General features: G+C 44.3%; 26 protein-coding genes. 12 read left to right on the top strand and 14 right to left on the bottom strand.

Annotation, left to right across the window (positions count from 1 at the left end; genetic code table 11):
• Positions 1-4 precede the first annotated feature (4 nt).
• The 3 genes from L5M10_RS08745 to L5M10_RS08735 are packed head-to-tail and all read right to left on the bottom strand — an operon-like array spanning position 5 to position 2,283.
• Positions 5-349 (bottom strand): helix-turn-helix transcriptional regulator, encoded by a 345-nt coding sequence (locus L5M10_RS08745; RefSeq protein ID WP_000136520.1) that lies wholly within the window; start codon positions 347-349, stop codon positions 5-7.
• A gap of 57 nt (positions 350-406) precedes the next feature.
• Positions 407-2,077, bottom strand: a complete 1,671-nt coding sequence (locus L5M10_RS08740) for a DUF927 domain-containing protein (protein WP_023205120.1) — start codon at positions 2,075-2,077, stop codon at positions 407-409.
• 8 nt (positions 2,078-2,085) lie between these two features.
• Positions 2,086-2,283, bottom strand: a complete 198-nt coding sequence (locus tag L5M10_RS08735; RefSeq protein WP_024146390.1) for a helix-turn-helix transcriptional regulator — start codon at positions 2,281-2,283, stop codon at positions 2,086-2,088.
• A gap of 521 nt (positions 2,284-2,804) precedes the next feature.
• On the opposite strand from L5M10_RS08735, the gene mobI reads away from it, so the two are divergent.
• A complete protein-coding gene (gene mobI / locus L5M10_RS08730; protein WP_023205119.1) occupies positions 2,805-3,389 on the top strand; it encodes a conjugative transfer protein MobI(A/C) in 585 nt (194 codons plus the stop codon).
• 57 nt (positions 3,390-3,446) lie between these two features.
• On the opposite strand, the gene L5M10_RS08725 is transcribed toward mobI, so the two are convergent.
• From L5M10_RS08725 to L5M10_RS08675, 11 genes are all read right to left on the bottom strand, one after another.
• A complete protein-coding gene (locus L5M10_RS08725; protein ID WP_126493401.1) occupies positions 3,447-4,481 on the bottom strand; it encodes a virulence RhuM family protein in 1,035 nt (344 codons plus the stop codon).
• A gap of 51 nt (positions 4,482-4,532) precedes the next feature.
• On the bottom strand, positions 4,533-7,595 hold the full coding sequence (locus tag L5M10_RS08720; protein ID WP_263237462.1) for a type I restriction endonuclease subunit R: 3,063 nt from the start codon (positions 7,593-7,595) through the stop codon (positions 4,533-4,535).
• A gap of 15 nt (positions 7,596-7,610) precedes the next feature.
• The gene (locus L5M10_RS08715) at positions 7,611-8,717 is read right to left on the bottom strand and encodes a restriction endonuclease subunit S (RefSeq protein WP_263237463.1); all 1,107 of its coding nucleotides are present in this window, start codon (positions 8,715-8,717) and stop codon (positions 7,611-7,613) included.
• On the bottom strand, positions 8,714-10,216 hold the full coding sequence (locus L5M10_RS08710) for a class I SAM-dependent DNA methyltransferase (RefSeq protein ID WP_248952846.1): 1,503 nt from the start codon (positions 10,214-10,216) through the stop codon (positions 8,714-8,716). Before L5M10_RS08710 ends, L5M10_RS08715 begins: the two co-directional genes overlap by 4 nt.
• Positions 10,213-11,712, bottom strand: a complete 1,500-nt coding sequence (locus L5M10_RS08705; protein WP_248952847.1) for a class I SAM-dependent DNA methyltransferase — start codon at positions 11,710-11,712, stop codon at positions 10,213-10,215. The genes L5M10_RS08710 and L5M10_RS08705 overlap by 4 nt, the downstream gene beginning before the upstream one ends.
• Positions 11,713-11,715: 3 nt before the next feature.
• Positions 11,716-11,937, bottom strand: coding sequence for a helix-turn-helix domain-containing protein (locus L5M10_RS08700; RefSeq protein WP_115164826.1), 222 nt, complete (start codon positions 11,935-11,937; stop codon positions 11,716-11,718).
• Positions 11,938-12,192: 255 nt separating this feature from the next.
• Positions 12,193-12,819, bottom strand: coding sequence for a recombinase family protein (locus L5M10_RS08695; protein WP_259484064.1), 627 nt, complete (start codon positions 12,817-12,819; stop codon positions 12,193-12,195).
• A 133-nt stretch (positions 12,820-12,952) separates the two neighbouring features.
• Positions 12,953-13,402, bottom strand: coding sequence for a hypothetical protein (locus L5M10_RS08690; RefSeq protein ID WP_263237466.1), 450 nt, complete (start codon positions 13,400-13,402; stop codon positions 12,953-12,955).
• Positions 13,403-13,527: 125 nt separating this feature from the next.
• Positions 13,528-13,959, bottom strand: coding sequence for a hypothetical protein (locus L5M10_RS08685; protein WP_263237468.1), 432 nt, complete (start codon positions 13,957-13,959; stop codon positions 13,528-13,530).
• Entirely contained in the window at positions 13,956-14,798 is an 843-nt protein-coding gene (locus tag L5M10_RS08680; protein WP_263237469.1) for a hypothetical protein, read from the bottom strand. The genes L5M10_RS08685 and L5M10_RS08680 overlap by 4 nt, the downstream gene beginning before the upstream one ends.
• Before the next feature lie 388 nt (positions 14,799-15,186).
• Positions 15,187-16,740, bottom strand: coding sequence for an oligopeptide:H+ symporter (locus L5M10_RS08675; protein ID WP_263164823.1), 1,554 nt, complete (start codon positions 16,738-16,740; stop codon positions 15,187-15,189).
• Between the two features lie 250 nt (positions 16,741-16,990).
• On the opposite strand from L5M10_RS08675, the gene mioC reads away from it, so the two are divergent.
• The 11 genes from mioC to atpA all read left to right on the top strand — a co-directional run bounded on the left by mioC (position 16,991) and on the right by atpA (position 26,593).
• Positions 16,991-17,431 carry an FMN-binding protein MioC gene (gene mioC, locus L5M10_RS08670; RefSeq protein WP_263196933.1) on the top strand — a complete coding sequence of 147 codons (441 nt, stop codon included), beginning with the start codon at positions 16,991-16,993 and terminating at the stop codon, positions 17,429-17,431.
• Between the two features lie 439 nt (positions 17,432-17,870).
• Positions 17,871-19,760: a tRNA uridine-5-carboxymethylaminomethyl(34) synthesis enzyme MnmG gene (mnmG, locus tag L5M10_RS08665; RefSeq protein WP_113941417.1), complete on the top strand. Its 1,890-nt coding sequence runs from the start codon at positions 17,871-17,873 to the stop codon at positions 19,758-19,760.
• 117 nt (positions 19,761-19,877) lie between these two features.
• On the top strand, positions 19,878-20,498 hold the full coding sequence (gene rsmG / locus L5M10_RS08660; RefSeq protein ID WP_263174232.1) for a 16S rRNA (guanine(527)-N(7))-methyltransferase RsmG: 621 nt from the start codon (positions 19,878-19,880) through the stop codon (positions 20,496-20,498).
• Between the two features lie 73 nt (positions 20,499-20,571).
• Positions 20,572-21,360 carry a ParA family protein gene (locus L5M10_RS08655; protein ID WP_105250796.1) on the top strand — a complete coding sequence of 263 codons (789 nt, stop codon included), beginning with the start codon at positions 20,572-20,574 and terminating at the stop codon, positions 21,358-21,360.
• Between the two features lie 9 nt (positions 21,361-21,369).
• Complete coding sequence (locus tag L5M10_RS08650; protein ID WP_131524523.1) at positions 21,370-22,248, top strand: ParB/RepB/Spo0J family partition protein; 879 nt, start codon at positions 21,370-21,372, stop codon at positions 22,246-22,248.
• A 225-nt stretch (positions 22,249-22,473) separates the two neighbouring features.
• Positions 22,474-22,857 carry an ATP synthase subunit I gene (locus tag L5M10_RS08645; RefSeq protein ID WP_105250794.1) on the top strand — a complete coding sequence of 128 codons (384 nt, stop codon included), beginning with the start codon at positions 22,474-22,476 and terminating at the stop codon, positions 22,855-22,857.
• Between the two features lie 12 nt (positions 22,858-22,869).
• Positions 22,870-23,664, top strand: coding sequence for a F0F1 ATP synthase subunit A (gene atpB, locus L5M10_RS08640; protein WP_107950087.1), 795 nt, complete (start codon positions 22,870-22,872; stop codon positions 23,662-23,664).
• A gap of 64 nt (positions 23,665-23,728) precedes the next feature.
• Positions 23,729-23,980, top strand: a complete 252-nt coding sequence (gene atpE / locus L5M10_RS08635) for a F0F1 ATP synthase subunit C (protein WP_006083840.1) — start codon at positions 23,729-23,731, stop codon at positions 23,978-23,980.
• A 37-nt stretch (positions 23,981-24,017) separates the two neighbouring features.
• Entirely contained in the window at positions 24,018-24,488 is a 471-nt protein-coding gene (atpF, locus tag L5M10_RS08630) for a F0F1 ATP synthase subunit B (RefSeq protein ID WP_006083841.1), read from the top strand.
• Between the two features lie 15 nt (positions 24,489-24,503).
• Complete coding sequence (atpH, locus tag L5M10_RS08625) at positions 24,504-25,037, top strand: F0F1 ATP synthase subunit delta (RefSeq protein WP_263196932.1); 534 nt, start codon at positions 24,504-24,506, stop codon at positions 25,035-25,037.
• Between the two features lie 14 nt (positions 25,038-25,051).
• Positions 25,052-26,593 carry a F0F1 ATP synthase subunit alpha gene (atpA, locus tag L5M10_RS08620; RefSeq protein ID WP_105250792.1) on the top strand — a complete coding sequence of 514 codons (1,542 nt, stop codon included), beginning with the start codon at positions 25,052-25,054 and terminating at the stop codon, positions 26,591-26,593.
• Positions 26,594-26,595: the final 2 nt, after the last annotated feature.

The following is a 26,595-nucleotide window of genomic DNA, read 5'->3' as shown; positions in this document are numbered from 1 at the left end:
CAACCTAATATCTCCGGCCATACAATTTTCGGTTAGCAACTAGATGATCAGCAGCGGCTTTATCAATCTCATCAGAAGACGCCACACGATTACTCTGCAACCAAGCCAAGATATCTGCTCGCCTGAAGAACACCCGATTACCATTAGGTTTGAAGAATGGGATCTTGCGTTCATGGGTCAGCCGGTACAAAGTGCTTTTCTTTAACCCCGTCAGCTCAGCACATTCCTCAACTGTGAGGATTTCCTTTGTTGTGTCAGGACGTTGCTCGTTTTTGATATGATCGGTAATCAGTTTTTTAAGCAATGACATATCCATCAGCATGCGCTGAAGCATCTCTTTTTCAGTCATGTTGATACTCCTACCTCAGAATCAAACAGGGAAAAGTGGGAAAGTGGGATATTTGAATTATTCATCATCGACTTGCTCCATCTTCAGCATTGCTTGCCTCACCCTGTCAGGCCAAAGGGCAAAAAAACGATAGTAGCGACCGCTCATCTTTAGCTTATAGGTACCACGGCTGCGTTCATTACTTTCAAGACATTGACGGCGGAAGAGCAGCTCAACATCACGCATATAATGAGTTGGCAAATTTAAGCCTTTCAAAAATTCATCTTTGTGGATGAGCCAAAGCTCCTCACCATCGATAAACCGTCGATATCCTATGCTTGTTGGCCTATATACATCGCCTTCTTTAGCAAGTCGTTTGTCCCACTTAGCGAGAACACCGCCAATCTTTTGTAGTAAGCTATATTCCTCAAGATTCATTAAATGACCGCGACTTCCCAACCAAACCCGATATAAGCTGTGCACTGCTTGCTCTGATTCGTCCTCACTCCAATTAACCAGAAAGTTACGAGAGGCAAGCTGCAAGGCCACTAAAATCAGCGCAAAACGCCGGGTGACTCGCTGCACCTGTGAGGATGAATCCGGCAGTAGCCAGCTATCAACAATGCGCTGTAATTCCTTTGGCACGTATTGATTAAGATCCACTACATCAGTCGTGATCAATTCGATGAATGATCTCAGCAATGATCCGTACGTTCTCGCACTTGCAGACTTCAGATGATCAATGGCCTTTTGAGGTGTGGAAAAGCTGTGAAGATCATTCAGCACCCCATGCTGACCAATTACCGGAAGTTCAATCAAACGAACTTCTTGCCCGGCCATCGGGCTACGACCCAAACTTTCAAATATCTCTGAGAGCCACTTTTCACCTGAACTTAATACCAGCACACGCCAATGCTCAGATTCAGCAAGCTTGCCGGTTTTATCTGCCCGCAATTTCCCAGCACCATTAAAAATTTGATACAAACAGGTATCGATATCTTCCGCTTTGGCCATGCCAATTTCATCAAGCGGTAAAACTAGGTCGTGATGTTCACTTGCGACAGCAGCAATACCATTGGCAGTGCCACTCCAACTTTTCATGAAGTCAGAACCACCACAGACACTTGCACACACTTGGAGAAGTGCGGTTTTACCATCAGCAGAATTGGAAACAATATGAATACCGCCATTCTCCAAACCGGCGGGTTTTAACAGTGGTCCTGTAAGGGCACAGCCAATAGCGAAAATTAAATATGGGTTACCACGACAAAAACGCCCGACTTCTTGTCGCCAATCGTCCAAAGATCCTTTTTGCTGAAAATTTGGGGCAACACGCGGAGATAGATATAGATACGGTTCATCACTCCTACCAGAAATCCAACTGGGCGTAACAAATACCTCACGATGCCAACCAGTCCTTTCCACTATGGTTGCAGTACTCGCTTTGCGCGATTCTTGAACTAAATATTGTTGAATCAGTTTCCACGTATCGATGCCAGTTTCTATCCAAAAACCGCTGTCTAATAACCGCTCTCGAATTAACATAGACTGGCTACCATTCAATATCTTCATCAAAAATACCTCCTGGACAGAACAGCCATCCAGATTGAGCCACTCGCACAACACGCCACTACTCCGAATTCGGTCATCACTACGCACTCTAAAAAGAACGCAAATTGGATCGGAAATTTTCCGTTCTTCACCATCCTGTATGCGGAATAAACCATTATTACGTAGTTCAAGCTGCATTTTTCCTCCTACAAACATTGCATCCAAGCCAATACCTCGCTGTGTCGGAAACGGACTGATCGGCCATGATCATTGAGTTTGATTGGTGAAGGAAATTTTCCACTTTGAACATAACGTCGCAGTGTTGCTGGTGATATTTGAGTGAGAGAACACACCTCTCGATATGTGAGTAGTCTTTCGTCAGTGGTGGGTATAACTTGATTCATAATGCCTCCTGAAAATTATTGAACCTTCATGCAGCATCATCCTAAAAATCAGTTACTAAGCAGACCGCTGGAACTGCCCTTTTGGGGAACTTCAATAATAAATTTCAACACGCTGATATTTAATGACATTTATTCAATATATAGATAAAAAACAGCCTCTGAGCAGCAAAAAGCTAAGCCACCAATGAGTTGCTCGACATTACCGTATCAATTTGTGCGCCAGTGAAAAAACTTTCACATGTGAAAGCTTAGAGACCTGACGATTTACACTAAACAAAGCTAGGTCCCCCATAAAAAGTGGAATCGTTTGGATTAGGTCTTTTGAGGAAGATAGCAGTTGTATGGAATAAACCTGTCCAGGTCCCCCATTAGATAATTATCTGGATAGGAATTGGCTAGGTCTTCTGGCTAAGTCGCCATAACAAAAGACCTAGGTGCCCAAAAAGGGCATGAAGGCAGGCGATGGATTAGGTCACACGACAATAGACTGACTCTGTATCAACAACACAGAGGATCATCCAATGACAGACCCATTTACAGTTTTGAATAAACAAATTGCTGCTTGGAATACTTTTGTCTCAAGCGATGACAAGAAGATAGATCACGACGAGGCAATGCTTTTCACCCGTTCAACATCGCAGCAATATCTGAATTACATACATAAGTCTGTTGAGCTAGAACAATTGCGCTATTACTACATTGCACAACGGGTTGCTGAGTTGTATTGGCAGCACAACAAGGCTCACCGCGGCAAAAATACTCCCGGCTACCCCGGACATTACGGCTGTAGAGTGCGACTTCGCGATCGAAAATTTGAAATGTATTGGTTCTATAACGAATTCACGCGCAAAAAGGGAACTGAGGGCTATAACATCATCAGCCATTATTTGTCTCGTGGCGATCAATATCGCTATCTACGATCAACCTTTTCGCTAGCTCAAGACTGGGAAAAACCTGTAATTGAGGCAGTTGAGGACGCTTTTGCCATCATCCGCAGAGCCAACTCAAATCTAATGCGGGTTAGACAACTGTGCCGTTGGAATGACACCAATCTATTCAAAATGGCAGGCGATATCGATGATTTTAAGATGGATAATCCTTTATAATTATGATCTTAAAACACAGCCCTTAACTCATTAGAGATCAGGGCTGTGTGATAGCGGCTATTTGTCTTTTTTGAGTATGGCTTTGAGTGCTGCAATATTAGCCCGCGCGCCTTCGGCTTCTTTTAAACGGCGGCGCTGCTGGGCAAAACGGTCAAACTCCAATTTCGCTTTGTCATCAGCGTCTTTCTTGGAGATTTTTCCTGCACCGTTTAATACATCTCTATCGTTAAAACTCAAGAACTGATCAAGCTTATCGGCCCAGTCCTGCAAGAATACCTGCTTACGGCGTAATGCTTGGTCTTCGGCAAAATCGAGCCACATATTGACGATACGATTGAGCTCTTTGATTTCGTCTTCATGCATATAATTCTTGGCAATGGTGACGTCTGTCTTGCGTACTTCATCACCTTTATAGCTGGTTAGGCCCATATCCGGTTTACTGGCGTCGACTCGGTTGGCGATAAGCTCAGCGGCAGTCATTTGCGTACAGGCATAATGCAACTTGTTCTGGATGGTTTGAAAGAAGCGGTTGGTCTCTTGGTTAGATGGCTCGTAATCAGCAGCCATGGTAAAGATTTCTTTCACCCGCAGATAAACGCGACGCTCACTGGCGCGGATATCACGAATGCGTTCCAGCATTTCATCAAAGTAATCTGGCACAGCAGAATAGCCAACGGGCGGATTTTTCAGGCGCTCGTCATCCATGACGAAGCCTTTGATCAGGTACTCTTGCAACATTCTGGTTGCCCATTGCCGAAACTGGGTGCCACGTGTTGAGCGAACTCGGTATCCTACCGCAAGAATAACCGGAAGACTGTAGTGACGAATGCTTCGCCTTACTTCTCTGCCGCCTTCCAGTTGAACTTGTAAGTAATCCTTACAAGTTGAAATTTGCTCAAGCTCTTCTTCAGAATAGACAGCTTTTACGTGTTGGGTGATCGCTTGAGAGCTAACTTGATACAGCTCAGCCATTGCAGCCTGAGAAAGCCACAAGGTGTCTGATTCAAAACGACACTCGACGCGAGTTTGACCGTCAACACTGGTGAATAAAACAAACTCGCCTTGAGGGGCTTGGGGAATGTTATCAGTCATACAATTAGCCTTCTTACATCATAGTGTTGCGATAATCACTAAAATACCGCATCAATAATGCTCTTCTATGTACCCGTAAGCCTTTTGGAACAACTCTTTGTCTTTGCCCAAACCAAACTGAGCCAACGTTAACAACAGCGCTTTTTGAATCTCTCTAGGACCACTGTTAGAGTTTTGCCAACCTTCAAAACGAGTAGCGTTGACGATTTTGTCGATTTTCTCAACTACATCACCGATTAACTTGGGCGTGGTTTCAGGGCGAGTTTCCAAGAAAAGCTTGGTTAAGGCCTGTTTGTTGTCTTCTTCGGTGACAACATGGTCTCCGGTTTCGCGCTCAGCTTGAACCGTGTCTTTAGCTGCATCTAACAGGCCTTTTAACCAGTCGATGGCTTTGATGACACCGGCTTCGTAGTCTTGGCGCAGTTTTTCTAAGCGTTCACCTAACTCAACAAACTTCGGGTCGTTGCTGCCACGCAGGCGGCCCATCAAGTCAATTTCGAGGCGCTTCGCGCGCTGCTCTTGTTCTTTATCCGTTAGCGTAAAAATGGCGTGCTCATCCATGATCAGCTCGTCGATATCGTCGCGAATGCGATTGATGTCGGTATGCTCGTGGATCATCTTGATAGTTTCAGGACCAAGCGCAGCCCACACTAACGCCCCTGTTTGGCCGACAGGCCGCACCGATTCATAAATCTGGGCCAACCACTTATAGTCTTTGCGGTACGGAGTTAAGAAGATGTCAGGGTTAATGGCCGACCAAAGTTTGGCTAATACGCCAAAGCTCGCGGCAAACTCATCACGTGTTGCATTGGTTGGCAAGCATTCTTGCGCCGCCATGATGCCTTCGAAGCCTTCTAGGGTACGGTCAACGCCAGGGAAGAAGGATAAACACTTCTCTAGCTGGGCCGGTAATAACTCTTTAAAAGCCTCAATGCCCTCCACCACGCCGTCAATTTCTTCAGGGTTGTAGGCTAACGCAGTGCGTAGGTTTTCAAACACGCCGAGGTAATCGATGATCAAGCCCATATCTTTACGCACTTCGTCCGTTTCGTACAGACGGTTAGTGCGGCACATAGCCTGTAACAGGGTGTGATCGCGCAGTGGTTTATCTAAGTACATGCAGTAACAAATTGGCGCATCAAAACCTGTAAGCAACTTCGCCGTGACAATAATCAGTTGTAACGGGTGTTTTGGATCTTTAAAACTTTCTATCAAATCTTTCTGGGTTTGCTCTTCGGCGTCAATCTGCTGCCAACGTTCAAAGTCCAACTGCTGAATTGGCAATTCCAACTCGTCATGCCATTTGCGCCAATCTTTGTTGAGCTTGTCTTTTTTACCGCCTTCTTCGACTTTTACCGGTGCTTGGTCAACGTTCATCACCACTTCAACGGCATCAAAGCCGAGCTTTTCACCCAGCAAGTAGTACATTTGCACGCAGGCATCGCGGTCGTATACCACCACCATGCCTTTCATCTTTTTAGGCTTCACGTGGTCGGTAAAGTGCTTGGCTATATCGGAACTTACTGCGGCCATGCGTTTCGGGGCTTTTAGCATTACCGCTAACTTACCGGCGCGTTTTGAGAGCGCAGCCTTTTCTTCGTCGTCCAAGTTGTTTTCTTTGGCAAGATTTTCGAATTCTTCGTTAATAGCATCCCTATCTACCCGCAACTCAGCTAAACGGGGTTCGAACTTAACCGGGTTGGTGGCACCATCGCGGATCGACTGTTTATAGCAGTAGCGATTCATATAGCGACCGGGGTCTTCCTCGGCGCCGAATAGCTTAAATGTGTTACGGTCAATGCCTGAAATAGGCGTACCGGTTAACCCATAAAAGTGCGCTTGCGGCAGCGCCCAGCGCATCTTATCCCCCAAACCACCTTCCTGCGTGCGGTGGGCTTCGTCCACCAACACAATAATATTATCGCGATTGTTGAGGCCGTTAGGGTTACTGTCGTCGATCTCAACATCTTTAAACTTAAAGATGGTGGTAATTAAAATGCCACGGCTGTCTTGCTCGATGTGTTGGCCGAGCTTTTTGCAGCTTTGTACCTTGATAAGATTTTTAACGTCGGCACCACCAAAGGTTTCGCTAATTTGCGTGTCTAGATCACGCCGGTCAACCACAATCAATACGGTGGGGTTTTTAAGCGTATTGTCACCACGCAACATTTTGGCAGCGTAGAGCATCAATAAGGATTTACCGGAACCTTGGAAATGCCAGATCAGACCTTTTTTGGGGTAGCCTTTGCGCACACGCTCGACAATCTGTTTCGCCGCTTCAAACTGTGGGTAACGCGGCAGAATTTTAATGCGCTTGGGTGGGGTGTTTTTACCAGTTTTAACGGTTGAAAACAGTGCGAAAGATTCCAGCAGCTGCAATAAGGTTTGTGGGTTTAGCAAGCCCTCACAGCTATCCAGTACCGATGCCAAGCCGGGCAAAATGTCATCGCGCAGGTCGGTATTGTGCCAAGGCCCCCAGTCTTTTACCCGGGCGTTGATAGCACCGTAGGCAAAGGTTTTGCCTTCACTGGCAAAACAAAGCAAGTTAGGCACAAAGTAAGGTTCAACGTTGTGCCAGTAGTGCTTTTCACCGCCCATAAAATCAGCTGCGCCATCTTGCCAGGTCACACTCGGGCGAGTGGCACTTTTAACTTCCCCTACCACAAGAGGGATACCGTTCACATAGAGCACAAGATCAAAATAAACTTCGGTTGCCGCGATATAGTGCACCTGCCGCGCCACCACAAAGCGGTTGTTACTGAGATTGTCGAAATCAATCAGGTTGATAGTGATATGGTCGCCATTTTCGCCGAACGGCAAGGTCTTCTCGGCCATTAACCATTCATGAAAATTCTCATTGGCTTTTACCAAACCAGTGTGGCGCGCTTCCAGTACCACACCACGCAGCTTATAAATCACCTCATCGGCATAATCCGGCTGTTTGGCGATATCGGGGTTTAACGAACACAACGCGTCTTTGAGCCATTCATCGACAAAGATATCCTGCGCTTTTTTCGGCAGGCTCTCACCGTGGCAGTAAGTCCACTTTACACCGCTTAACCCTTTTAAGCGGTCGATCATTCCATTTTCTGTGACGGTTTGTTCGTTAAACATGACAATTTCCAAAAGTTAGTCCATATTCAGCAAGCAACTTTGCACCGCTCTTATAGCTTTTACCCGCTGTTTAATCTCTATTATTGTTTGGTTTTGATTTTCCAAAACGGCGGTCACCCTAGCAACTTTCTCAGGTGTTAACTCCGGCAGCTCCCACTTTTTTAAATCAATTCCAGAAATATTGGGAAACGTAGAGCCGGCCCCTTTTGCTTGCTCAAAAATAGCATCTTTTAAGTATTCTAAAATATGATAAATATACCTCTGGTTTATATAGGGCTTTCGCGAGGAAATAGCGGCTAGACCACGGCCAATACAATATTTTTGATCCGCTATATTCATTCTCCCTGTCGTACTTCCACGAACGCAAAACAACACGCTCCCAATAGGAGCTTCACGAGTTATTTGATTCGTGTATTGAACAGGAGTAGGGCTCACTTCTCCAAACTCTGTAGGCCCGTTTAGTAATGGCAACATTGAATCACTTGGATTTGCGAAGCAGTTAGCTCCTTTTGGAGACTGCCCCATAATCACATCTGCAATATCAGATAGCCTTATTTTTCTTCCTTCTACACTAAAAAACTCTGAACGCATTCGATATATTAGTCGCTCAGCAGTTTCCAAAGCATCGATAGCTAACCCCAAGGCAAACTCTGAATTCTCAAAAATATCAACAAGAGCTTCCTTTTTATCCAAAGCTAAAACATCAAATTTTTGTAATTCTTTAAACTTTGTTCTTGGGGATAACGATCCACTTGATGTGGATATTGCATGATTCCAAAAATCGTTTGATTGAACCAAGAATGGAAGGAGCCTTTCAGTGGTACTACTAGCCTTGCCCTCTAACACTATAATGTCACCCGAACAAATCCCATCAAACTCAGCAATAGCAGCCTTTTTCAAGTAAGGACGGCGTTTGCCAAACAGGATATGCCCTTTTTTAAACACACGGGTAAAGCTTGGGTTGTCTTCGGCAATCATTCCCCAGCGTTTTATTTTGAGTGAGCCAAAATCCAAGTGCTCTAAACCAATGTAACGCTCATAGCCATCGGCTATTGGGTCTTTGGTGGTGAGTTTTACTTCGCGGCAAATATCACCAAATTTAACGGTTTGCTTATCACTCATTGCTGCACTTCTCCACCGTTAACTTCAAAACCAAGCTCTTTTAGGCTTTTGAATAACTTATTGGTCTGTTTTTTCAATTGCACACGGCTAACTTTCCATGCCTCGATGGCATGTTCAATATTGTGCACTTCGCCATCATTTTGTGCCTGCACATAGAGAGGTATCGATAGGTTGTAGAGGTTCTCTTTAAGGGTATCAATATCGACCAACGCGGTAATATCGCTTTGCTTATTGGGTTCAAAGTACGCCTCGCACAGTACGGCCAAATCCTCATCAGACAAGCGACTGTGGGCACGCTCGCGGGTAACGTGTTCCACGCCATTGATAAACAACACCTTGTTTTTGCGCTCAGACGGTTTATTGCAATTAAGCACCACCACGCAGGATTCCATCGGCGAGTTGTAAAACAGGTTTGGCCCAAGGCCAATCACCGCTTCGATAATGTCCGACTCAATCACTTGTTTACGAATGCTTTGCTCAGAATCGCGAAACAACACGCCATGTGGCCAGAGCATAGCGGCGCGGCCAGTGTCAGGTTTCAGACTTTTGATGATGTGGGTGTAAAACGCATAGTCGGCGCAGCCTTGCGGCGGTACGCCATAGAGGTTGCGGCCGTATGGGTCGGCGGCAAACTTATCGCGGTTCCACTTTTTAATCGAATATGGAGGGTTAGCGAATATCACATCAAACTGCTTAAGCTGATCGTTTTCAATAAACTTAGGCTCAGCCAGGGTATCGCCGCGCAGCACATCGAACTCTTCAATGTCGTGCAGGAACATGTTCATACGGGCTATAGCGGAGGTAAGCAGGTTAACCTCTTGACCGTGTAAATGTACAGAACGCCACTCTTTACCTTGAGAACGGAGATCCATTACCGCATTAAGCAGCATACCGCCGGTGCCGCAGGTTGGGTCGTAAGCCGATTCACCGGGTTTTAAACCCATAATGCGTGTCATTAAATGCACGACGGTACGGTTGGTATAAAACTCGGCGGCGGTGTGGCCAGAATCGTCGGCGAATTTTTTGATTAGGTATTCGTAGGCCTCACCCAGATCATCCTGAGCAACCGATTTAATCCCCAGCGGGATTTTACTGAAATGCTCAATAAGATCAGATAGCAGATAATCAGGTAGACGCTCTTTATTGGTCCACTGGGCATCACCAAACACGCCATGTAAACGCGGGTTGTTGGCTTCAATTAAACGCAGTGCGTTTTGAATGGCCTCTCCAATGTTCTTGCTGGTGTGGCGCACCTTTTCCCAACTGGCTTCTTTAGGAATATCAAAACGGTGGAACATCGGCATAGCTGCGTATTCAGAATCGCCTTCATGGATCTCCAATGCTTCGGTGTATTCTTCCAAATACACATCCGATAGGCGCTTATAAAATAGCAGCGGAAAGATGTACTGCTTGTAGTCTGAGGCGTCGATTTGGCCGCGTAATAGCTCGGCCGCGCCCCAGAGTAAATCCTCTAATTTTTTCTTATTTAATGCGCTCATATCTCAAACCCTTCTTGGATAAGCAGGGCCTCTAGTTCATTCTCTGCTTGCTCTAATGCGACCAGCTTTTGCTGGAAGTCTTTTAGCGCCTCTTCCACTGTGATGGTTTCTTCTTCAAGCGGTTTTTGTACATAACGTGCAATATTTAAATTGAAGTCGTTTTCTTCAATTTCACTATGGGGAACCCAACGCGCAACACCTTCGATGTCATCAGCTTCAGGGCCTTTGGTGCGCATCTGCCGATAAATCTCATAAATGTCGTCCGCTTGGGTTTCTGACAAGGTATTTTGTGCCCGGCCTTTGGTAAAAATCTCTTCAGCATTGATGATCAGCACGTGATCTTGGTGAGCTAAAGGCCTTTGTTTGCGCAGCACTAAAATACAAGCCGGAATACCGGTGCCATAAAACAGGTTAGAAGCAACGCCGATGACAGCGACAATTCGGTTTTCTTTGAGTAAATTCTCGCGAATTTTACCTTCAGCACCACCACGGAATAGCACCCCGTGTGGCAATACCACCGCCATGCGACCACTCTCGTTCAAAGATGCAAACATATGTTGCACCCAAGCAAAATCGCCGTTGGTTTTTGGGGCTAAACCATATTTAGCCCTGCCATAAGGGTCAGCACTCCAGTTGTCATATCCCCACTCTTTCAAACTAAATGGCGGGTTGGCAATAACACAATCAAAGGTTTCTAGACGGTCATGCTTGAGGAATTTAGGTTCTCGCAGCGTATCGCCACGGACAATGTCAAAATCTTCCTGGCCGTGCAGAAAGAGGTTCATACGAGCAATAGCTTCTGTGGTCAGATTCTTTTCCTGGCCTTTGATTTTTAGCAGGCGTGGATCACCGCCGTTCTCTTTAACGTGGTGGATGGTTTCCAGCAGCATGCCACCAGTACCACACGCAGGGTCATAAACGCCTTCACCGGCTTGCGGATCAAGAATATTAACCATCAAGCGAACAATAGTGCGAGGAGTGTAAAACTCCCCCGCCTTTTTGTTGGCCTTGTCAGCAAAGCGTTTAATCAGATATTCGTATGCCCGGCCCATGTCGTCGTTGCGAACGGACGCAACACCAAGATTTACCTTGTTGAAATGGTTGAGCAAGGTAGCAAGCAGTTCATCAGATAAACGTTCTTTGTTGGTCCAACTGGCATCACCGAAGATTCCATGTAGTTTGGGATTAGCCATTTCGATACCACGAAAAGCATCTTTTAATGTCTGGCCGATGTCTTTGGTCTCAGAAAATACATCTCTCCAATGACAATATTCAGGAATTTGGATGCGATGGAACATATCGCCTTTGGCGAGCTCAGCGTCACCCACTTGCTCCATTGCTTCGAGATATTCTTCGTCGTACACATCGCAGATACGTTTGAAAAAGAGGATCGGAAAAATATAGGTTTTGTAGTCTGAAGCATCGATAGGCCCGGTAATGATATGGGCTGCGTGCCAAAGGTGTGCTTCGAGGTCTTTGATGTTAATTAGGGTCATTGTTTACTCATTTCCTACGGATTCCGCAGGCGATTTTTCTAGCAGTTCTTGTATGTTGCAGTTAAATAAATCACACAGCTTATCTAGTGCGTCTAGGTCCACTTTTAGCGCGGTTTCCTTATAAAGTAGTGTGATGGTGGTGCGGCTTAGGCCTGTTTCTCGCATCACATCGCTAATACGCATTTTATGTTCGCCCATTAAACGGGCAAGGTGACAGCGGATCATGCTTTCTCCACGAGAGTATTCACATATTTGCGTTTTATTACATTGAAAAGTTCAATCACAACATATTGATTGAAGTATGATTTTTAACCATTAAAACTTAGGGTAGTCACTACAGCTTACCCTATCACGATTATGATTTTTCTCAACTTATTTGAGTTGAAATGTAATTTTTTAGGGTAATGAGAACAGATTATCAGTGTGAGGATTTTGAATTGCCGTAATCAAGACAAAACGATACGGCAGGAAGTCTTTCAATTACAGCTCTATACTACTGATATTCTTTGATATAGTAGCAATCAAGTGACGAGAGCACCCCAACATATCCTGAATGTCACTATAGCTATGCCCAGTATTCAATAGGCTAGCTATGTGCTGATGCCGTTTCAGGTCTGGCTGACGTCCATTGTATTTTCCATCGGATTTAGCTTTTGCAATCCCCTGTGATTGACGACGTCGCCGGTCATCATAATCTTTGCGGGCAACGGCGGCGAGCATATCCAACATCATGGCATTAACCGCCTGTAAAATAGCGCCGGTAAAGTCAGTTTCGCTATGTTGTTGTAAAGCAAGCCAACTGGTGGGAAGTTCCGGTGAAACAATAGCTAGGCGTTTGCTGGCCAGCTTTTGTTTCAACGTATCCCAATCACTTTGCTTGAGCCGCGCCAGGCGGTCGATCTGTTCAACTAGCACAATGTCACCCTCGCCTGACTCGGCAATCAAACGCATCAACTCAGGTCGGTGCAACGTTGCACCAGAAACATTCTCAATATAAAAAGCGGCGATTCGCTGGCCATGCTGAGCAGCAAACTGGATAAGGGATTCTCGCGCCCGTTCAGCATTTTGTTCTTTGGTTGATGCGCGAAGGTAAGCTCGAATGAACATCTTGATCTCCACAGTCTGTTATAAGTGGTGCTTTATCTCTGGTCTGCTTTAGGTGGTTCTGTTAGTTGTAAAACCAGTCTGATGGCTAGTTCCGTTGATGTGTACTCAAAAGGAACCAGCTAAGGGCCAAAAATCAGTCATTAAACCCAATATGGTTTCGGTAGTCGTAATCAAAGCTATCAGGAATGCCAATACCAGTACCTAAATGCCCACGTTTATCTATATCTATTGAGGTGTAATCACCATAGAACTCTGAATCGTACTTACGACTTTTCACCTTTCTACGATTCTTTATTGGATAATTACTATTTAAATCAATTGGATATTTAAAAAATGCAACCACTATATATCCAATCCAAAGCGCCAAAGACATTTGCCAACAGAGATAAGTCAGTGCACACCAAAAAGGAACGGCTAGCCACCATCTGCGTTGGATAAATGCGAAAGCTTTAAAACACCAAATAGCTAATGGCAAACCTGCAAGCAATAATCCCCATCCAGAGTCTTGAGCCAGCATCAATCCGAGTAGCAGAACACCAAGCAACATTATATTTACTAAATCATTTTTGAGATTTTGAATCATGTTTCCCCTTCCACTCTTCGGCTTGAGTTTTGCCTTGACATGACAATTTCTGGTTGGCTCTATAGCTGTAAAGACACCAGAAGGTGACCAAACTAAAAAATAGGAATAGCCCAAGCATTCCCCACTCAAATGCAGTCATCACAACCTCCGCTCACTCGAATATCCAGTCCTTGCACACTGAATAACTTGGAAAACATAAAATCAGTCATTTCATCGAGTTCAGATGGTTCATATTCAGGCACGGTAAGGGGCATACCGAAATACTGAAGGTTCCGGTAGGATGATGGCTCGAAAATGCCCTGCGGATAGCGGTCTAACGTGTTGAAAGCCTGATTTAGTCTGAGATCAACAATCCAACCGCCAGGAAGCTCTATCCAGCTATGGGGATAGACTAGTTCTCCCGTGATCTTGCATTTGACACATCCCACTCTAGGCTGATGAAACACCGAATTTCTCGTCAATATATGGCTAATCAGGTAGGTAAGAATTACTGGGTCCGTTTGGACTTCATCCATCGCCAAAACAATATTGTCTAGCTCCTGATATTCACTTTTCATAATGCAGGCTCCTTAAACAGCAGTTGTTCCCCTTGCTCATACAACACTGGATATGGGAGAGATTGGCCATTCTTAACCACATGGTTTGGTGGGTAATAGATCACCATCCACGATGGCAATGCAGCACTGACGGCTCTATAAAACTCATCAACTGGAAAGTCTTTTGCGCCTGACTGGCGGAAAACAAAGCGAGAATAGTTCTTCAGGTGATTAGCAGCGATGTTATAGCTTTCTGATTCACCATCTTTAATGTAGAGCGGGCTCTTCCAGAGATAAGGAGTCGTAATGTTGTAAGCAACCACACATTGACCAATACCGCATCCATGCTCAGCACTTTCAACAGACCAAAGAATCATGGGATGACCATCAATTTCCGGCGTTTCTACATTACTCAGTTTAGTGACATTCAACGCCATATCATCGGCCACATGCTGGATAGCCTGGTCGACAAGATGCACGTATTTCTCATAAGCCTGAGATTCTGAAGTAGCAGCAGATGCGGGCATCCATCCCATTAGACTTGGTCTAGCCGAGGGATTGTCTGGTGTCATCATTATATCGGTAGCGTTAAACGCGAACGTCTGCGTACCAGAAAGACGCCTAAGAGGATCATCAAATGAAGTCGTTAGCCTGGCGAGATCAAGCAATGGAACCAACATCCCCTTACTATAAGAGTGGGTACCATCATGGGAATCTCTCAAATCCAAATCGTAGATGCCCCCGGCTAGCGCTAGATTTAAAGCCCGAGATTCATCTTGAGCATAATGACGGGGTCCGGTTACGCAACCAGACAAGGACACACATAAAGCGATTAATGATAAAGATGGGTATTTTTTCATGATTACCTCCTGCTTTATAAAGATTCGCATGGAGGCAGAAAAACGCAAGCTATTTTGATAAATAATTATTAAAAATCAATAGTTTGTACTGATAGTGCAAACTTCAAAATGGGTAACAATAGCAGTTTATATTCTTTTCCCACTTTCCCAGATATCCCACTTTAAAAATATTGAGAATCCCCTAGAATAGATACTTCCATGACAAAACCCGACAAATGAGTTGCACTCCACATGTGCGCCAATAGCTTTCTAACACTTTGAGTGTTTTTACATTTTTAGTTTCTGTATCGGAAAATAACTAACCTTAATATTATTTCCAGATAAATCAGCCCATACAATATGGGCTAATTTTTTATCTACAACCGAATATTTCCACTCATCGACTAACTCATGATTCGACGTGGCGGTAATGATCTTGCATTTGATAGGATCTTGCATAAAGCGCAAACATCAATGCCGCCAAGATGGCAAAACCAGCAAAGAAAAACATCTGAAATGCGGTAATACTGATCCCCGTCTGGGCAATTTGCTCAGTCACAGCCGGACTTTTCACACTGACGTTCGCCAGTAACACCCATAAGTTACCGACGGTCACCGATAAGGTCCAAAAACTCATGATAGTGCCTTTCATGGCTTTAGGCGCTTGGCTATAAGCAAACTCTAGCCCAGTGGCAGAGACTAATACTTCACCAAAGGTGAGCAAAGCATAAGGCACAATCTGCCAAAATATTGATAATGCCGAGCCGCCATCCATCACCAATTGAATGCTACCAACGACTATCCAACTCACGCCCGTGATGGCAATCCCAGCCCCCATTTTACGCAAGGCAGTTAACTTTATACCCATACGCTCAATCGCCGGATATAACACAAAGTTATTAAATGGGATCAGTAACATAACTAATAATGGGTTTAAAGCTTGCATCATGGCGGGTTCAAACCATTCCGGTTTAGACATGTCATTGGCTTGCAGTATCCAAGTGGACGCTTTCTGATCGAACAAAGACCAAAAGGGAGTCACTAACGCAAATAAGATTAAGATCCGTAGCACCGAACGCACCCCATCAACGGCGATATCCGGATGGATCCCCCTAGCGCGTTCGAGTTGCAATGAAGCCCCTGCGCCAACAAATCCCATTACTAGCACTAACGCACAACACAAACCAGCAACGATACCTAAGGTTGGAATATTCACTAAAGCATACGCTGCAGAAATTATCCCAGCTAAAGCTAACACTAAACCTATGTTGGCTTGACCAGCGATTTTAGTGAGCAATGCGGTACGAATAACGGGTAAAAAACCATGGGGATTTTTCGGTTCAGGTGGCATATGTACATAACGTTTGCGGCCTAACCAGAAGAACACAGTTGCAATAAACATTAAGATACCAGGGATCCCAAATGCGACCGCAGCACCATAATATTTCAATAGTAATGGCATCGATAACGAGGCGAAGAAGGAGCCAAAGTTAATCGTAAAATAAAACAGATCAAACGCTTTCTGCGCCAATGTTTTATTGGTTTGATCAAATTGATCCCCCATAAAGGAAGAAACCAAGGGCTTAATCCCACCCGATCCGAGCGCAATTAAAAATAATCCCGTATAAAACCCTTGAATACTGTGTTCAAAAATAGCGAGAAACGCATGGCCAACACAGTAAATTAAACTTAACCATAAGATAGTATTGTATTTACCGAAAAAACGATCGGCAATCCAACCACCGAGTAACGGGAAAAAGTACACTCCAATGACAAAGGAATGGAACACATCCTTAGCCATAGTTCCGCGCAGTTCTTCTGGAATAGACAACAAAAGTGCTGTCATCAAGAATGGGGTAAGAATATTCCGCATACCGTAAAAGCTAAAACGTTCACAAGCTTCACTGGCTATGATGTAAGGAATTTGCCGTGGCCACTGGGGCGCATTTACGGGTGTTGTCATGGATTATCCTATTATAATTATTTGATTTTAAATGAAATTAACTTTTTAAATATATTAATTATGTATCAAGAAGCTAAAGGTAACATGTAAGCGAAACCAACCTTATATAAAGGATGCAAAAACTGCAAAAATCACATATTGCTTCTGTGGTCCTATCCACATTTCCTTTATGATGAACATAATAATAGCCATTCAGCTATCTATTTAATTGAAATTAGTTTTAAAAACAACAACACACTGAGAAATCATAATGGCAAAGATTGAAGTAATCGTTGGTACAACATTGGGCAGTGCAGAGTATGTTGCCGACGAAATGATGGCCCAATTAACGGAGCAAGGACACCAAGTTCAAGTTCATTTAACCCCAACATTGTGCGAAATAGACACCCATGCACTGTGGATTATCGTGTCATCAACTCATGGAGCTGGTGATCTTCCAGATAATATTCAGCCTTTTTTCAACGAAATTACCGAGCAAAAACCGGATCTCAGCCAAGTAAACTTTGCCTTATGTGCAATTGGTGACTCAAGTTACGATACCTTTTGCCAAGGCCCAGAAAAATTAATTTCGGCCATTCAAGACTGCGATGCAAAAGTCTTTGTGGATAAGATCCAGATCGATGTACAGCTTGATCCTGTGCCGGAAGACCCAGCCCTTGCATGGTTAGCACAATGGCAACAGGACATTTAAGATCGCTTATTGGATAAGGTCCCGATCTATGTACAGTTTAGATCCTATTTATCCACAATTTACTTATTTAAAGTATAAACATGTGGATAAGCTATTATTTAGATCTGATCAACCTCTGTACTATTCACAGTCCGATCTGCTTAATGATCCGCCTTGTGGATAAGTAGGCGATCTATCCCCATGTTTAATGACATTAGATCGCGATCAGATCACAGGATCAAGATCGCGCTAATTAATGATTTATATAATGAATTTGGGTTATGCACAGAAAAACGCGATCCTAATAGTAAACATAATAAGAAGATCTATATAAAGATCTTAAGATCTATTAGTCCGGATCATCTCGATCGAACAGCGTAAAATGATCATTCACCTAAGACGAAGCAAATGCTAAAATGCTCGGCTCGTACTGAGTCTCTTAGCAATTGAAGGTAGTGGCATGCATTTTCATGAACGGTTTGATGTTATTGTTGTTGGTGGTGGTCATGCCGGAACTGAAGCCGCGTTGGCAGCAGCAAGAATGGGATCAAAAACATTATTACTAACGCACAATATCGATACGTTAGGACAAATGTCATGTAATCCAGCGATCGGTGGCATAGGCAAAGGCCATTTAGTGAAAGAAATTGACGCCTTAGGTGGTGCAATGGCAATCGCAACCGATTATGCAGGGATCCAATTTAGAACCTTAAATTCAAGTAAAGGCCCAGCAGTACGAGCAACACGTGCACAAGCTGACCGTGCACTGTATCGTCAAAAAATCCAAAATATATTACAAAACCAACCTAACTTACGTATTTTCCAACAAGCCGTAGATGACTTAATTGTTGAAAATCATCAAGTAGTTGGTGTAGTTACCCAAATGGGTTTAGCCTTTGAATCTCCAGCTGTTGTATTAACAACAGGTACATTCTTAAGCGGCAAAATTCATATAGGCTTAGAAAACTACAGCGGTGGCCGTGCAGGCGATCCACCAGCGATTGCTTTAGCAAATCGATTACGTGAATTACCGATCCGAGTCGGCCGTTTAAAAACAGGTACCCCACCACGTATCGATGCAAACACGATTGATTTTTCTCAAATGGCTGAACAGAAAGGCGATTCTCCATTGCCTGTGATGTCGTTTATGGGCGATGTCAGTCACCATCCAAAGCAAATTTCTTGCTGGATCACTCACACCAATGAAAAAACCCATGAAATTATTCGTGGTGGTTTAGACAGAAGCCCTATGTATTCAGGCGTCATCGAAGGTATTGGTCCACGTTATTGCCCATCGATTGAAGACAAGATCCACCGTTTTGCGGATAAATCTTCGCATCAGATCTTCATCGAACCAGAAGGTTTAAATACCAATGAGATCTATCCTAACGGGATCTCTACTAGCTTACCTTTCGATGTACAGTTGAATTTAGTACGTTCGATCAAAGGCATGGAAAACGCAGAAATCATGCGTCCAGGTTATGCGATCGAATACGATTATTTCGATCCAAGAGATCTGAAAAACTCATTAGAAACCAAAGCGATCAACGGTTTATTCTTCGCTGGCCAAATAAACGGCACTACAGGTTATGAAGAAGCAGGTGCTCAAGGCTTGTTAGCGGGCATGAATGCCTCACTGCAAGTGCAAGGCAAAGAAGCCTGGTGTCCACGCCGTGACGAAGCTTATCTTGGAGTACTAGTTGATGATTTATCGACTCTGGGTACCAAAGAACCATATCGCATGTTTACTAGCCGTGCCGAATACCGTTTGTTACTCCGTGAAGATAACGCTGATATTCGCTTAACGGCAAAAGGTCGCGAATTAGGTTTAGTTGACGACACTCGCTGGGCGGCATTTAGTGAGAAGTTAGAATCGATCGAACTTGAGTTACAACGTTTGCGCGCTCAATGGGTACATCCAAATTCACCTTTGATCCATGCGTTAAACCCACACTTGAATACGCCGATCTCTCGCGAAGCATCATTTGAAGAATTACTGCGTCGTCCAGAAATGGATTACAGTAAGTTGATGCAGATCGAAGGTTTTGGTCCAGGGCTTGAAGATCCACAGGCGGCTGAGCAAGTTCAGATCCAAGTTAAGTATTCTGGTTATATTCAACGTCAGCAGGAAGAGATCAACAAAGCTGTGCGTAATGAGAACACAGGTTTACCTTTGACGCTCGATTACAAAGAGGTACCGGGCTTGTCGAACGAAGTGATTGCTAAGTTAAATAACCACAAACCAGAAACCATAGGCCAAGCCTCACGGATCTCTGGTATTACGCCTGCGGCTATTTCAATTTTGTTAGTTCACCTCAAAAAGCGTGGCTTATTACGTAAGAGTGCGTAAAAGCTAGCTTAATCGCAGCTTAGGTCATAGAAGGGAAGCATTCAGGCTTCCCTTCATCGTTTTCGGGCTTCATAATAGCCTTCGCGTTCATAATCGTATCTTTGTTGAGGTTGCTCAGTGTTATCTGCCCAGTTAGAGGCTTATTTAGCCGAAATTAATTTGCCCGCAACCGTCGAGCAGAAAAAACAACTAATTGATTTTGTTGGTATGCTCAACAAATGGAATAAAGCCTATAACCTGACATCGGTGAGAGATCCCGAAGCTATGCTGATCCGTCATATCATGGACAGTTTAGTGGTTTCAAAACATCTGCAAGGTGAACGTTTTATCGATGTAGGCACTGGACCGGGTTTACCTGGGATCCCATTAGCGATTATGAATCCTGATAAACAATTTGTGTTATTGGATAGCTTAGGTAAACGTATTCGTTTTCAAAAACAAGTGTCTTTTGAATTAGGCATATATAACATCAGCTCAGTTGAAAGCCGCGTAGAAGCTTATCAACCGGAGGATAAATTCGACGGCGTATTAAGTCGTGCATTTGCCTCAATCCAAGATATGCTGACTTGGTGCCATCATCTCCCCGCCGAACATGGACAGTTTTATGCACTTAAAGGCCAGTTGAATGATGAAGAGATGCAACATATTCCAAGTGGATTTGTGGTGAAAGAAGTTATCGAGCTTAAGGTGCCTAAACTCGATGAAAAAAGACATTTATTGAAGATAATCAAAGAATAACAGGCTTAAAAGTGATAAATAAATCATTTATAAGCAAGGGCAATAAACCAGCATTTACATACAGGGTGATATTGTGGGTAAAGTGATTGCCGTGGCTAACCAGAAAGGTGGCGTAGGAAAAACAACTACTTGCGTTAACCTCGCCGCTTCGTTAGCAGCAACAAAACGTAAAGTATTATTGATCGATCTCGATCCTCAAGGTAATGCCACCATGGGGAGCGGTGTCGATAAGTATGACGTAGCTAATACAGCCTATGAATTATTGGTTGAAGAAAAATCCTTCGACGAGATCGTCATTAAAAACACTGCGGGTAAGTATGATCTGATCGCCAGTAATGGCGATGTCACTGCGGCAGAAATCAAATTGATGGAGTTTTTTGCCCGTGAGATCCGTTTGCGTAACGCACTCGCACCGATCAAAGATCAATATGATTATATCTTTATCGACTGCCCTCCTTCATTGAACATGTTGACCGTAAACGCTATGTCTGCGGCCGACTCTGTACTCGTGCCTATGCAGTGTGAATATTATGCCCTCGAAGGCTTAACTGCACTGATTGATACCATCACTAAGCTTGCTGCTATGGTTAATCCTGGACTTGGCATCGAAGGCATTTTACGTACTATGTATGATCCGCGTAATCGTTTATCTAATGATGTGTCCGATCAGCTAAAACAGCATTTTGGTGACAAAGTCTACCGTACTGTTATCCCACGTAATGTGAGGCTGGCAGAAGCACCAAGTTTTGGAGCGCCTGCTATGTATTACGATAAATCGAGTGCTGGCGCTAAGGCGTATCTAGCGCTTGCGGGTGAAATGATCCGTCGTTCAGAACAACAAACTCAGGCTAAGCAAGCGTAAAGGATCACCATGACGTTAAAGAAAAGAGGATTAGGCAAAGGGTTAGATGCCCTACTGAGTAACAGCCATGCCGCCAGTAAAAAGCACACTGACGAAGCTGATGTTGTCGATAAAAAAGAAGAGCTTATCCATCTCGATTTAGACTTATTACAGCCAGGTAAGTATCAACCTCGTAAAGACATGTCCCCCGAAGCGTTGGAAGAACTGGCACACTCTATCCGCAATCAAGGCATTATTCAGCCTATCGTTGTGAGACAAGTGACGAATAACATGTATGAGATCATTGCGGGTGAACGTCGTTGGCGTGCTGCGCAACTTGCTGGCTTGAATAAAATCCCCTGCATAGTAAAGCAAGTACCTGATGAAGCCGCTGTTGCTATTGCTTTGATTGAAAACATCCAGCGTGAAGACTTAAATGCCATGGAAGAAGCCATTGCATTGCAACGTTTAATGCAAGAGTTTGAACTGACTCACCAACAGGTTGCCGATGTTGTGGGAAAATCCAGAGCGAGTGTATCTAACTTGTTACGTTTAAACGGCCTAAATGAGCCTGTTAAGCGTCTACTCGAGTATGGCGACATTGATATGGGTCATGCTCGCGCTTTGTTGGCAATTGAGGGAGAAGAACAAACAAATCTTGCGAGATTAGTGGCCGCTAAGGAATTAACCGTTCGCGAAACTGAACGATTAATTAATCAAACCTTAAATCCGCCTAAACAAGCCGAAACTACGACTAAAGATCAAGATGTTTGTCGTTTAGAGCAGCAGTTAATTGAAAGATTAGGTGCCAAGGTTTCGATCGCTCATAGCAGTAAGGGCACGGGTAAAATTGTAATTAACTATCAGAATCTGGCTGAATTAGACGGAATTCTTAGTAAAATTCATTAATGTCTGTAGATTAACAGTTTTTAATGTAAATTTGTGACAGATGCTAATCTTACATTTTAACTCGTTTGGCGCGAGATCACGTTAAAAGTGTTGTTTTTCCTTATCTCAAAGTTGCAATGAAGGCGTGAAAAGGTATACTTTCGCAAGCTTTTTGTGCATCGACATAAATACGGGTATTTGTCATCCGGTCATCGAAACAAAAAGTATGAATGCGGAGAGGATGAATTGAGTAAGGTTTTAGCGCGTCGTGGCCGGTGGTCAGCCTATAAATTGGTGATGATGCAGGCGGCGGTCGCTGGGGGTGCTTCAATTCTCTTTTTCGCCGTGTGGGGAGTTCAGTTTGGCTATTCTGCATTAGCAGGTGGTTCAATCGCTGTGCTCCCTAATTTTGTATTCGCAACCCTCGCTTTCTCCCACACGGGAGCAAGTTCAGCTGCAAAAGTCATAAAGACTTTTTACTGGGGGGAAGCGGTAAAGTTGCTGTTAACCATCGCAATGTTTTCGTTTGTGTTTATCAATCTTAAGGTCGCTTTTATGCCGCTTTTTGTTTGTTATGTGCTGACGCTAATCGTGCATTGGACAGCTCCTTTATACTTCAAGCAAAGTTAAGTGGGATGAATCATGGCTGCAACTGGTGAAGCGTTAACACCGCAGGGCTATATCCAACATCACCTTACCAACTTAAGTGTTGGTGAAGGCTTTTGGACATGGCACATTGATTCGTTGTTCTTTTCGGTTGGTCTTGGTGTTCTGTTCCTGTGGATTTTCCGCAGCGTTGGTAAAAAAGCGACTTCCGGTGTTCCTGGCAAACTGCAATGTTTTGTTGAGATGATCGTTGAGTTCGTAAATAACAGCGTGAAAGAAAGTTTTCATGGTCGCAATGCTCTGATCGCACCTTTAGCTCTGACCATTTTTGTATGGGTATTCATGATGAACTTCATGGATATGATCCCTGTAGATTGGCTGCCTCACGCAGCAAGTTTAATGGGTATTCCATATCTTAAAGCGGTTCCGACGACTGACGTTAACATTACCTTTAGCTTAGCTATCGGTGTGTTCGTGCTGATTATTTTCTACAGCATTAAGGTCAAAGGTGTGTCTGGGTTTGTTAAAGAACTGACACTACAGCCCTTTAACCATAAGGCAATGATACCCGTCAACCTCCTATTAGAGACTGTTACTTTGATTGCTAAGCCAATTTCATTGGCATTGCGACTCTTTGGTAACTTGTACGCAGGTGAGTTGATCTTCATCCTTATTGCGCTGATGTATGGTACCAACTTGTTATTATCTACCCTAGGTGTGACTCTGCAACTGGGCTGGTTAATATTCCACATTTTGGTTATCACGCTGCAGGCGTTTATCTTCATGATGTTGACCATTGTTTATTTAAGCATGGCGCATGAAGATCATTAAGGATTGCTGAAGAAATTTTAAACTAAATCATCAACTAATATAGATTTAGATACTGGAGATACAGATGGAAACGATTTTAGGCATGACAGCTATCGCTGTTGCTCTGCTGATTGGTATGGGTGCTCTTGGTACTGCAATCGGTTTCGGCTTATTAGGCGGTAAGTTCTTGGAAGGCGCAGCGCGTCAACCAGAAATGGCTCCTATGCTACAAGTTAAAATGTTCATCGTAGCGGGTCTTCTTGACGCCGTAACTATGATCGGTGTTGGTATCGCATTATTTATGCTATTTACCAACCCACTGGGTGCAATGCTGTAAAAAACGCTTCTGTCTTAACTCTAAATAGGAGGCTGTTGTGAATTTCAACGCTACCCTAATCGGTCAGACGGTCGCCTTTATCATCTTCGTGTGGTTTTGCATGAAGTTTGTATGGCCCCCTTTGATGAATGCCATCGAAGAGCGCCAAAAAAGGATTGCTGACGGTCTAGCTGATGCTGATCGTGCGGTAAAAGACCTGGAGTTGGCACAAGCGAAAGCGACTGACCAACTAAAAGAAGCCAAGGTAACGGCTAATGAAATTATTGAGCAAGCTAACAAGCGTAAAGCTCAAATAGTTGAAGAAGCCAAAACCGAAGCAGACGCTGAGCGTGCTAAAATCATCGCTCAGGGTAAAGCAGAAATTGAAGCTGAACGTAATCGCGTCAAAGAGGATCTGCGTAAGCAGGTTGCTACTCTTGCCATCATGGGTGCTGAGAAGATCCTTGAGCGTTCTATTGATCCAGCCGCCCACAGTGACATAGTTAATAAACTAGTCGCTGAAATTTGATAAGGGAGTTGAGTTATGGCTGAATTAACCACCATCGCTCGCCCTTACGCAAAGGCAGCTTTTGACTTTGCTATTGAACAAGATACAGTGGATTCTTGGGCTGAAATGCTCACGTTTGCCGCATTGGTGAGTGAAAACGAAACCATGCAACCACTGTTAGCTGGCTCTTTAGCCAGCACTAAGCTCGCAGCACTCTTTATTAGTGTGTGTGGTGAGCAAGTCAATGTGCAAGGTCAGAACCTGATAAAGGTAATGGCTGAAAACGGTCGCTTAAAGGTGCTACCTGCTGTATCTCAGTTATTTACTGAATACCGTAATGAGTGGGCAAAAGAAGTAGAAGCCGATGTGGTTTCTGCAACTGAGCTGAGCTCTGAACAACAACAGCAGATTAGTATTTCTTTAGAGAAACGTCTCGCACGCAAAGTTAAGCTGAATTGTAGCACTGACGCCGCGCTCATCGCCGGTGTAATCATTAAGACAGGAGACCTAGTCATCGATGGCTCGGTCCGCGGTAAGTTATCGCGTCTGTCTGATAAGCTGCAGTCGTAATTGGGAGTTTGAGCATGCAACTGAATTCCACTGAAATCAGCGATCTGATTAAGCAGCGGATCGAGCAGTTCGAAGTCGTTAGCGAATCTCGTAACGAAGGTACTATCGTTGCGGTAAGTGACGGCATCATCCGCATCCACGGCCTAGCCGACGTGATGCAAGGTGAGATGATCGAACTGCCTGGTAACCGTTTTGCAATCGCGTTGAACCTTGAACGTGATTCTGTCGGTGCCGTAGTAATGGGTCCTTATGCTGATTTAGCAGAAGGCGTAAAAGTGAAAACGACTGGCCGTATTCTGGAAGTTCCAGTTGGCCGCGGTCTTCTTGGCCGCGTTGTTAACACTCTAGGTGAGCCAATTGACGGTAAAGGACCTATCGATAACGATGGTTTCTCGCCAATTGAAGTTATCGCACCAGGTGTTATTGAACGTCAGTCTGTTGATCAACCAGTTCAAACTGGTTACAAAGCCGTTGATGCCATGATCCCTATCGGTCGTGGTCAACGTGAATTGATCATTGGCGACCGTCAAACTGGTAAAACAGCAATGGCGATCGACGCAATTATCAACCAGAAAAATTCTGGCATTAAATGTGTGTACGTCGCGATTGGCCAAAAGGCTTCTACTATCGCTAACGTAGTGCGCAAGCTAGAAGAACACGGTGCGTTAGCTAACACTATCGTTGTTGTTGCAACTGCTTCTGAAGCCGCTGCTCTACAATACTTAGCGCCATATTCTGGTTGTTCTATGGGTGAATACTTCCGTGACCGCGGTGAAGATTCTTTGATCGTATACGATGATTTGTCTAAGCAAGCAGTTGCTTATCGTCAAATTTCGTTACTGCTCAAGCGTCCACCAGGCCGTGAAGCTTACCCAGGTGACGTATTCTATCTACACTCACGTTTATTAGAGCGTGCATCACGCGTTAACGCGATTTATGTAGAGAAGTTCACTAAAGGTGCAGTAACTGGCAAAACTGGTTCTTTAACCGCGCTGCCGATTATTGAAACGCAAGCGGGTGACGTTTCTGCATTCGTACCGACCAACGTAATTTCTATTACCGATGGTCAGATCTTCCTTGAGACCGATCTGTTTAACTCTGGCCTACGTCCAGCGGTTAACCCAGGTATTTCTGTTTCTCGTGTTGGTGGTGCGGCTCAGACTAAGATCATCAAGAAACTGTCTGGTGGTATTCGTACCGCACTAGCACAGTATCGTGAGCTTGCTGCGTTCTCGCAATTTGCATCTGATCTTGACGATGCAACACGTGCTCAGCTTGAGCATGGTGTGCGTGTTACCGAACTGATGAAGCAAAAGCAATATGCTCCTATGAGCGTAGCCGCTCAAGCTGTGTCTATTTTCTCAGCTGAAAAAGGTTACCTGAAGAGTGTTGAGCTGAATAAGGTCGGTAATTTCGAAGCCGCTCTGCTCTCGTTCATGAACAGCGAGCATGCTCCTTTAATGAAGCTTATCAACGAAACTGGCGATTATAGCGCTGATATCGAAGCTGAATTAAAAGCTGGCCTCGACAAGTTCGTAGCAACCCAAACCTGGTAACA

This window comes from Shewanella sp. SM32 (assembly GCF_025654235.1).
Taxonomy (GTDB): domain Bacteria; phylum Pseudomonadota; class Gammaproteobacteria; order Enterobacterales; family Shewanellaceae; genus Shewanella; species Shewanella oncorhynchi.
This window is presented reverse-complemented; position numbering and strand designations above follow the sequence as displayed.

Coding starts and splice junctions, on each gene's coding strand:
- mioC (WP_263196933.1), top strand. CDS start 16,991: ATGGCAAAGATTGAAGTAATCGTTGGTACAACATTGGGCAGTGCAGAG.
- atpA (WP_105250792.1), top strand. CDS start 25,052: ATGCAACTGAATTCCACTGAAATCAGCGATCTGATTAAGCAGCGGATC.
- L5M10_RS08680 (WP_263237469.1), bottom strand. CDS start 14,798: ATGAAAAAATACCCATCTTTATCATTAATCGCTTTATGTGTGTCCTTG.
- L5M10_RS08700 (WP_115164826.1), bottom strand. CDS start 11,937: ATGATCCGCTGTCACCTTGCCCGTTTAATGGGCGAACATAAAATGCGT.
- L5M10_RS08740 (WP_023205120.1), bottom strand. CDS start 2,077: ATGCAGCTTGAACTACGTAATAATGGTTTATTCCGCATACAGGATGGT.
- L5M10_RS08705 (WP_248952847.1), bottom strand. CDS start 11,712: ATGACCCTAATTAACATCAAAGACCTCGAAGCACACCTTTGGCACGCA.
- L5M10_RS08650 (WP_131524523.1), top strand. CDS start 21,370: ATGACGTTAAAGAAAAGAGGATTAGGCAAAGGGTTAGATGCCCTACTG.
- mobI (WP_023205119.1), top strand. CDS start 2,805: ATGACAGACCCATTTACAGTTTTGAATAAACAAATTGCTGCTTGGAAT.
- L5M10_RS08710 (WP_248952846.1), bottom strand. CDS start 10,216: ATGAGCGCATTAAATAAGAAAAAATTAGAGGATTTACTCTGGGGCGCG.
- L5M10_RS08675 (WP_263164823.1), bottom strand. CDS start 16,740: ATGACAACACCCGTAAATGCGCCCCAGTGGCCACGGCAAATTCCTTAC.
- L5M10_RS08720 (WP_263237462.1), bottom strand. CDS start 7,595: ATGTTTAACGAACAAACCGTCACAGAAAATGGAATGATCGACCGCTTA.
- L5M10_RS08690 (WP_263237466.1), bottom strand. CDS start 13,402: ATGATTCAAAATCTCAAAAATGATTTAGTAAATATAATGTTGCTTGGT.
- L5M10_RS08725 (WP_126493401.1), bottom strand. CDS start 4,481: ATGACTGATAACATTCCCCAAGCCCCTCAAGGCGAGTTTGTTTTATTC.
- atpE (WP_006083840.1), top strand. CDS start 23,729: ATGGAAACGATTTTAGGCATGACAGCTATCGCTGTTGCTCTGCTGATT.
- atpB (WP_107950087.1), top strand. CDS start 22,870: ATGGCTGCAACTGGTGAAGCGTTAACACCGCAGGGCTATATCCAACAT.
- L5M10_RS08735 (WP_024146390.1), bottom strand. CDS start 2,283: ATGAATCAAGTTATACCCACCACTGACGAAAGACTACTCACATATCGA.
- L5M10_RS08715 (WP_263237463.1), bottom strand. CDS start 8,717: ATGAGTGATAAGCAAACCGTTAAATTTGGTGATATTTGCCGCGAAGTA.
- L5M10_RS08685 (WP_263237468.1), bottom strand. CDS start 13,959: ATGAAAAGTGAATATCAGGAGCTAGACAATATTGTTTTGGCGATGGAT.
- L5M10_RS08745 (WP_000136520.1), bottom strand. CDS start 349: ATGACTGAAAAAGAGATGCTTCAGCGCATGCTGATGGATATGTCATTG.
- L5M10_RS08695 (WP_259484064.1), bottom strand. CDS start 12,819: ATGTTCATTCGAGCTTACCTTCGCGCATCAACCAAAGAACAAAATGCT.
- atpH (WP_263196932.1), top strand. CDS start 24,504: ATGGCTGAATTAACCACCATCGCTCGCCCTTACGCAAAGGCAGCTTTT.
- mnmG (WP_113941417.1), top strand. CDS start 17,871: ATGCATTTTCATGAACGGTTTGATGTTATTGTTGTTGGTGGTGGTCAT.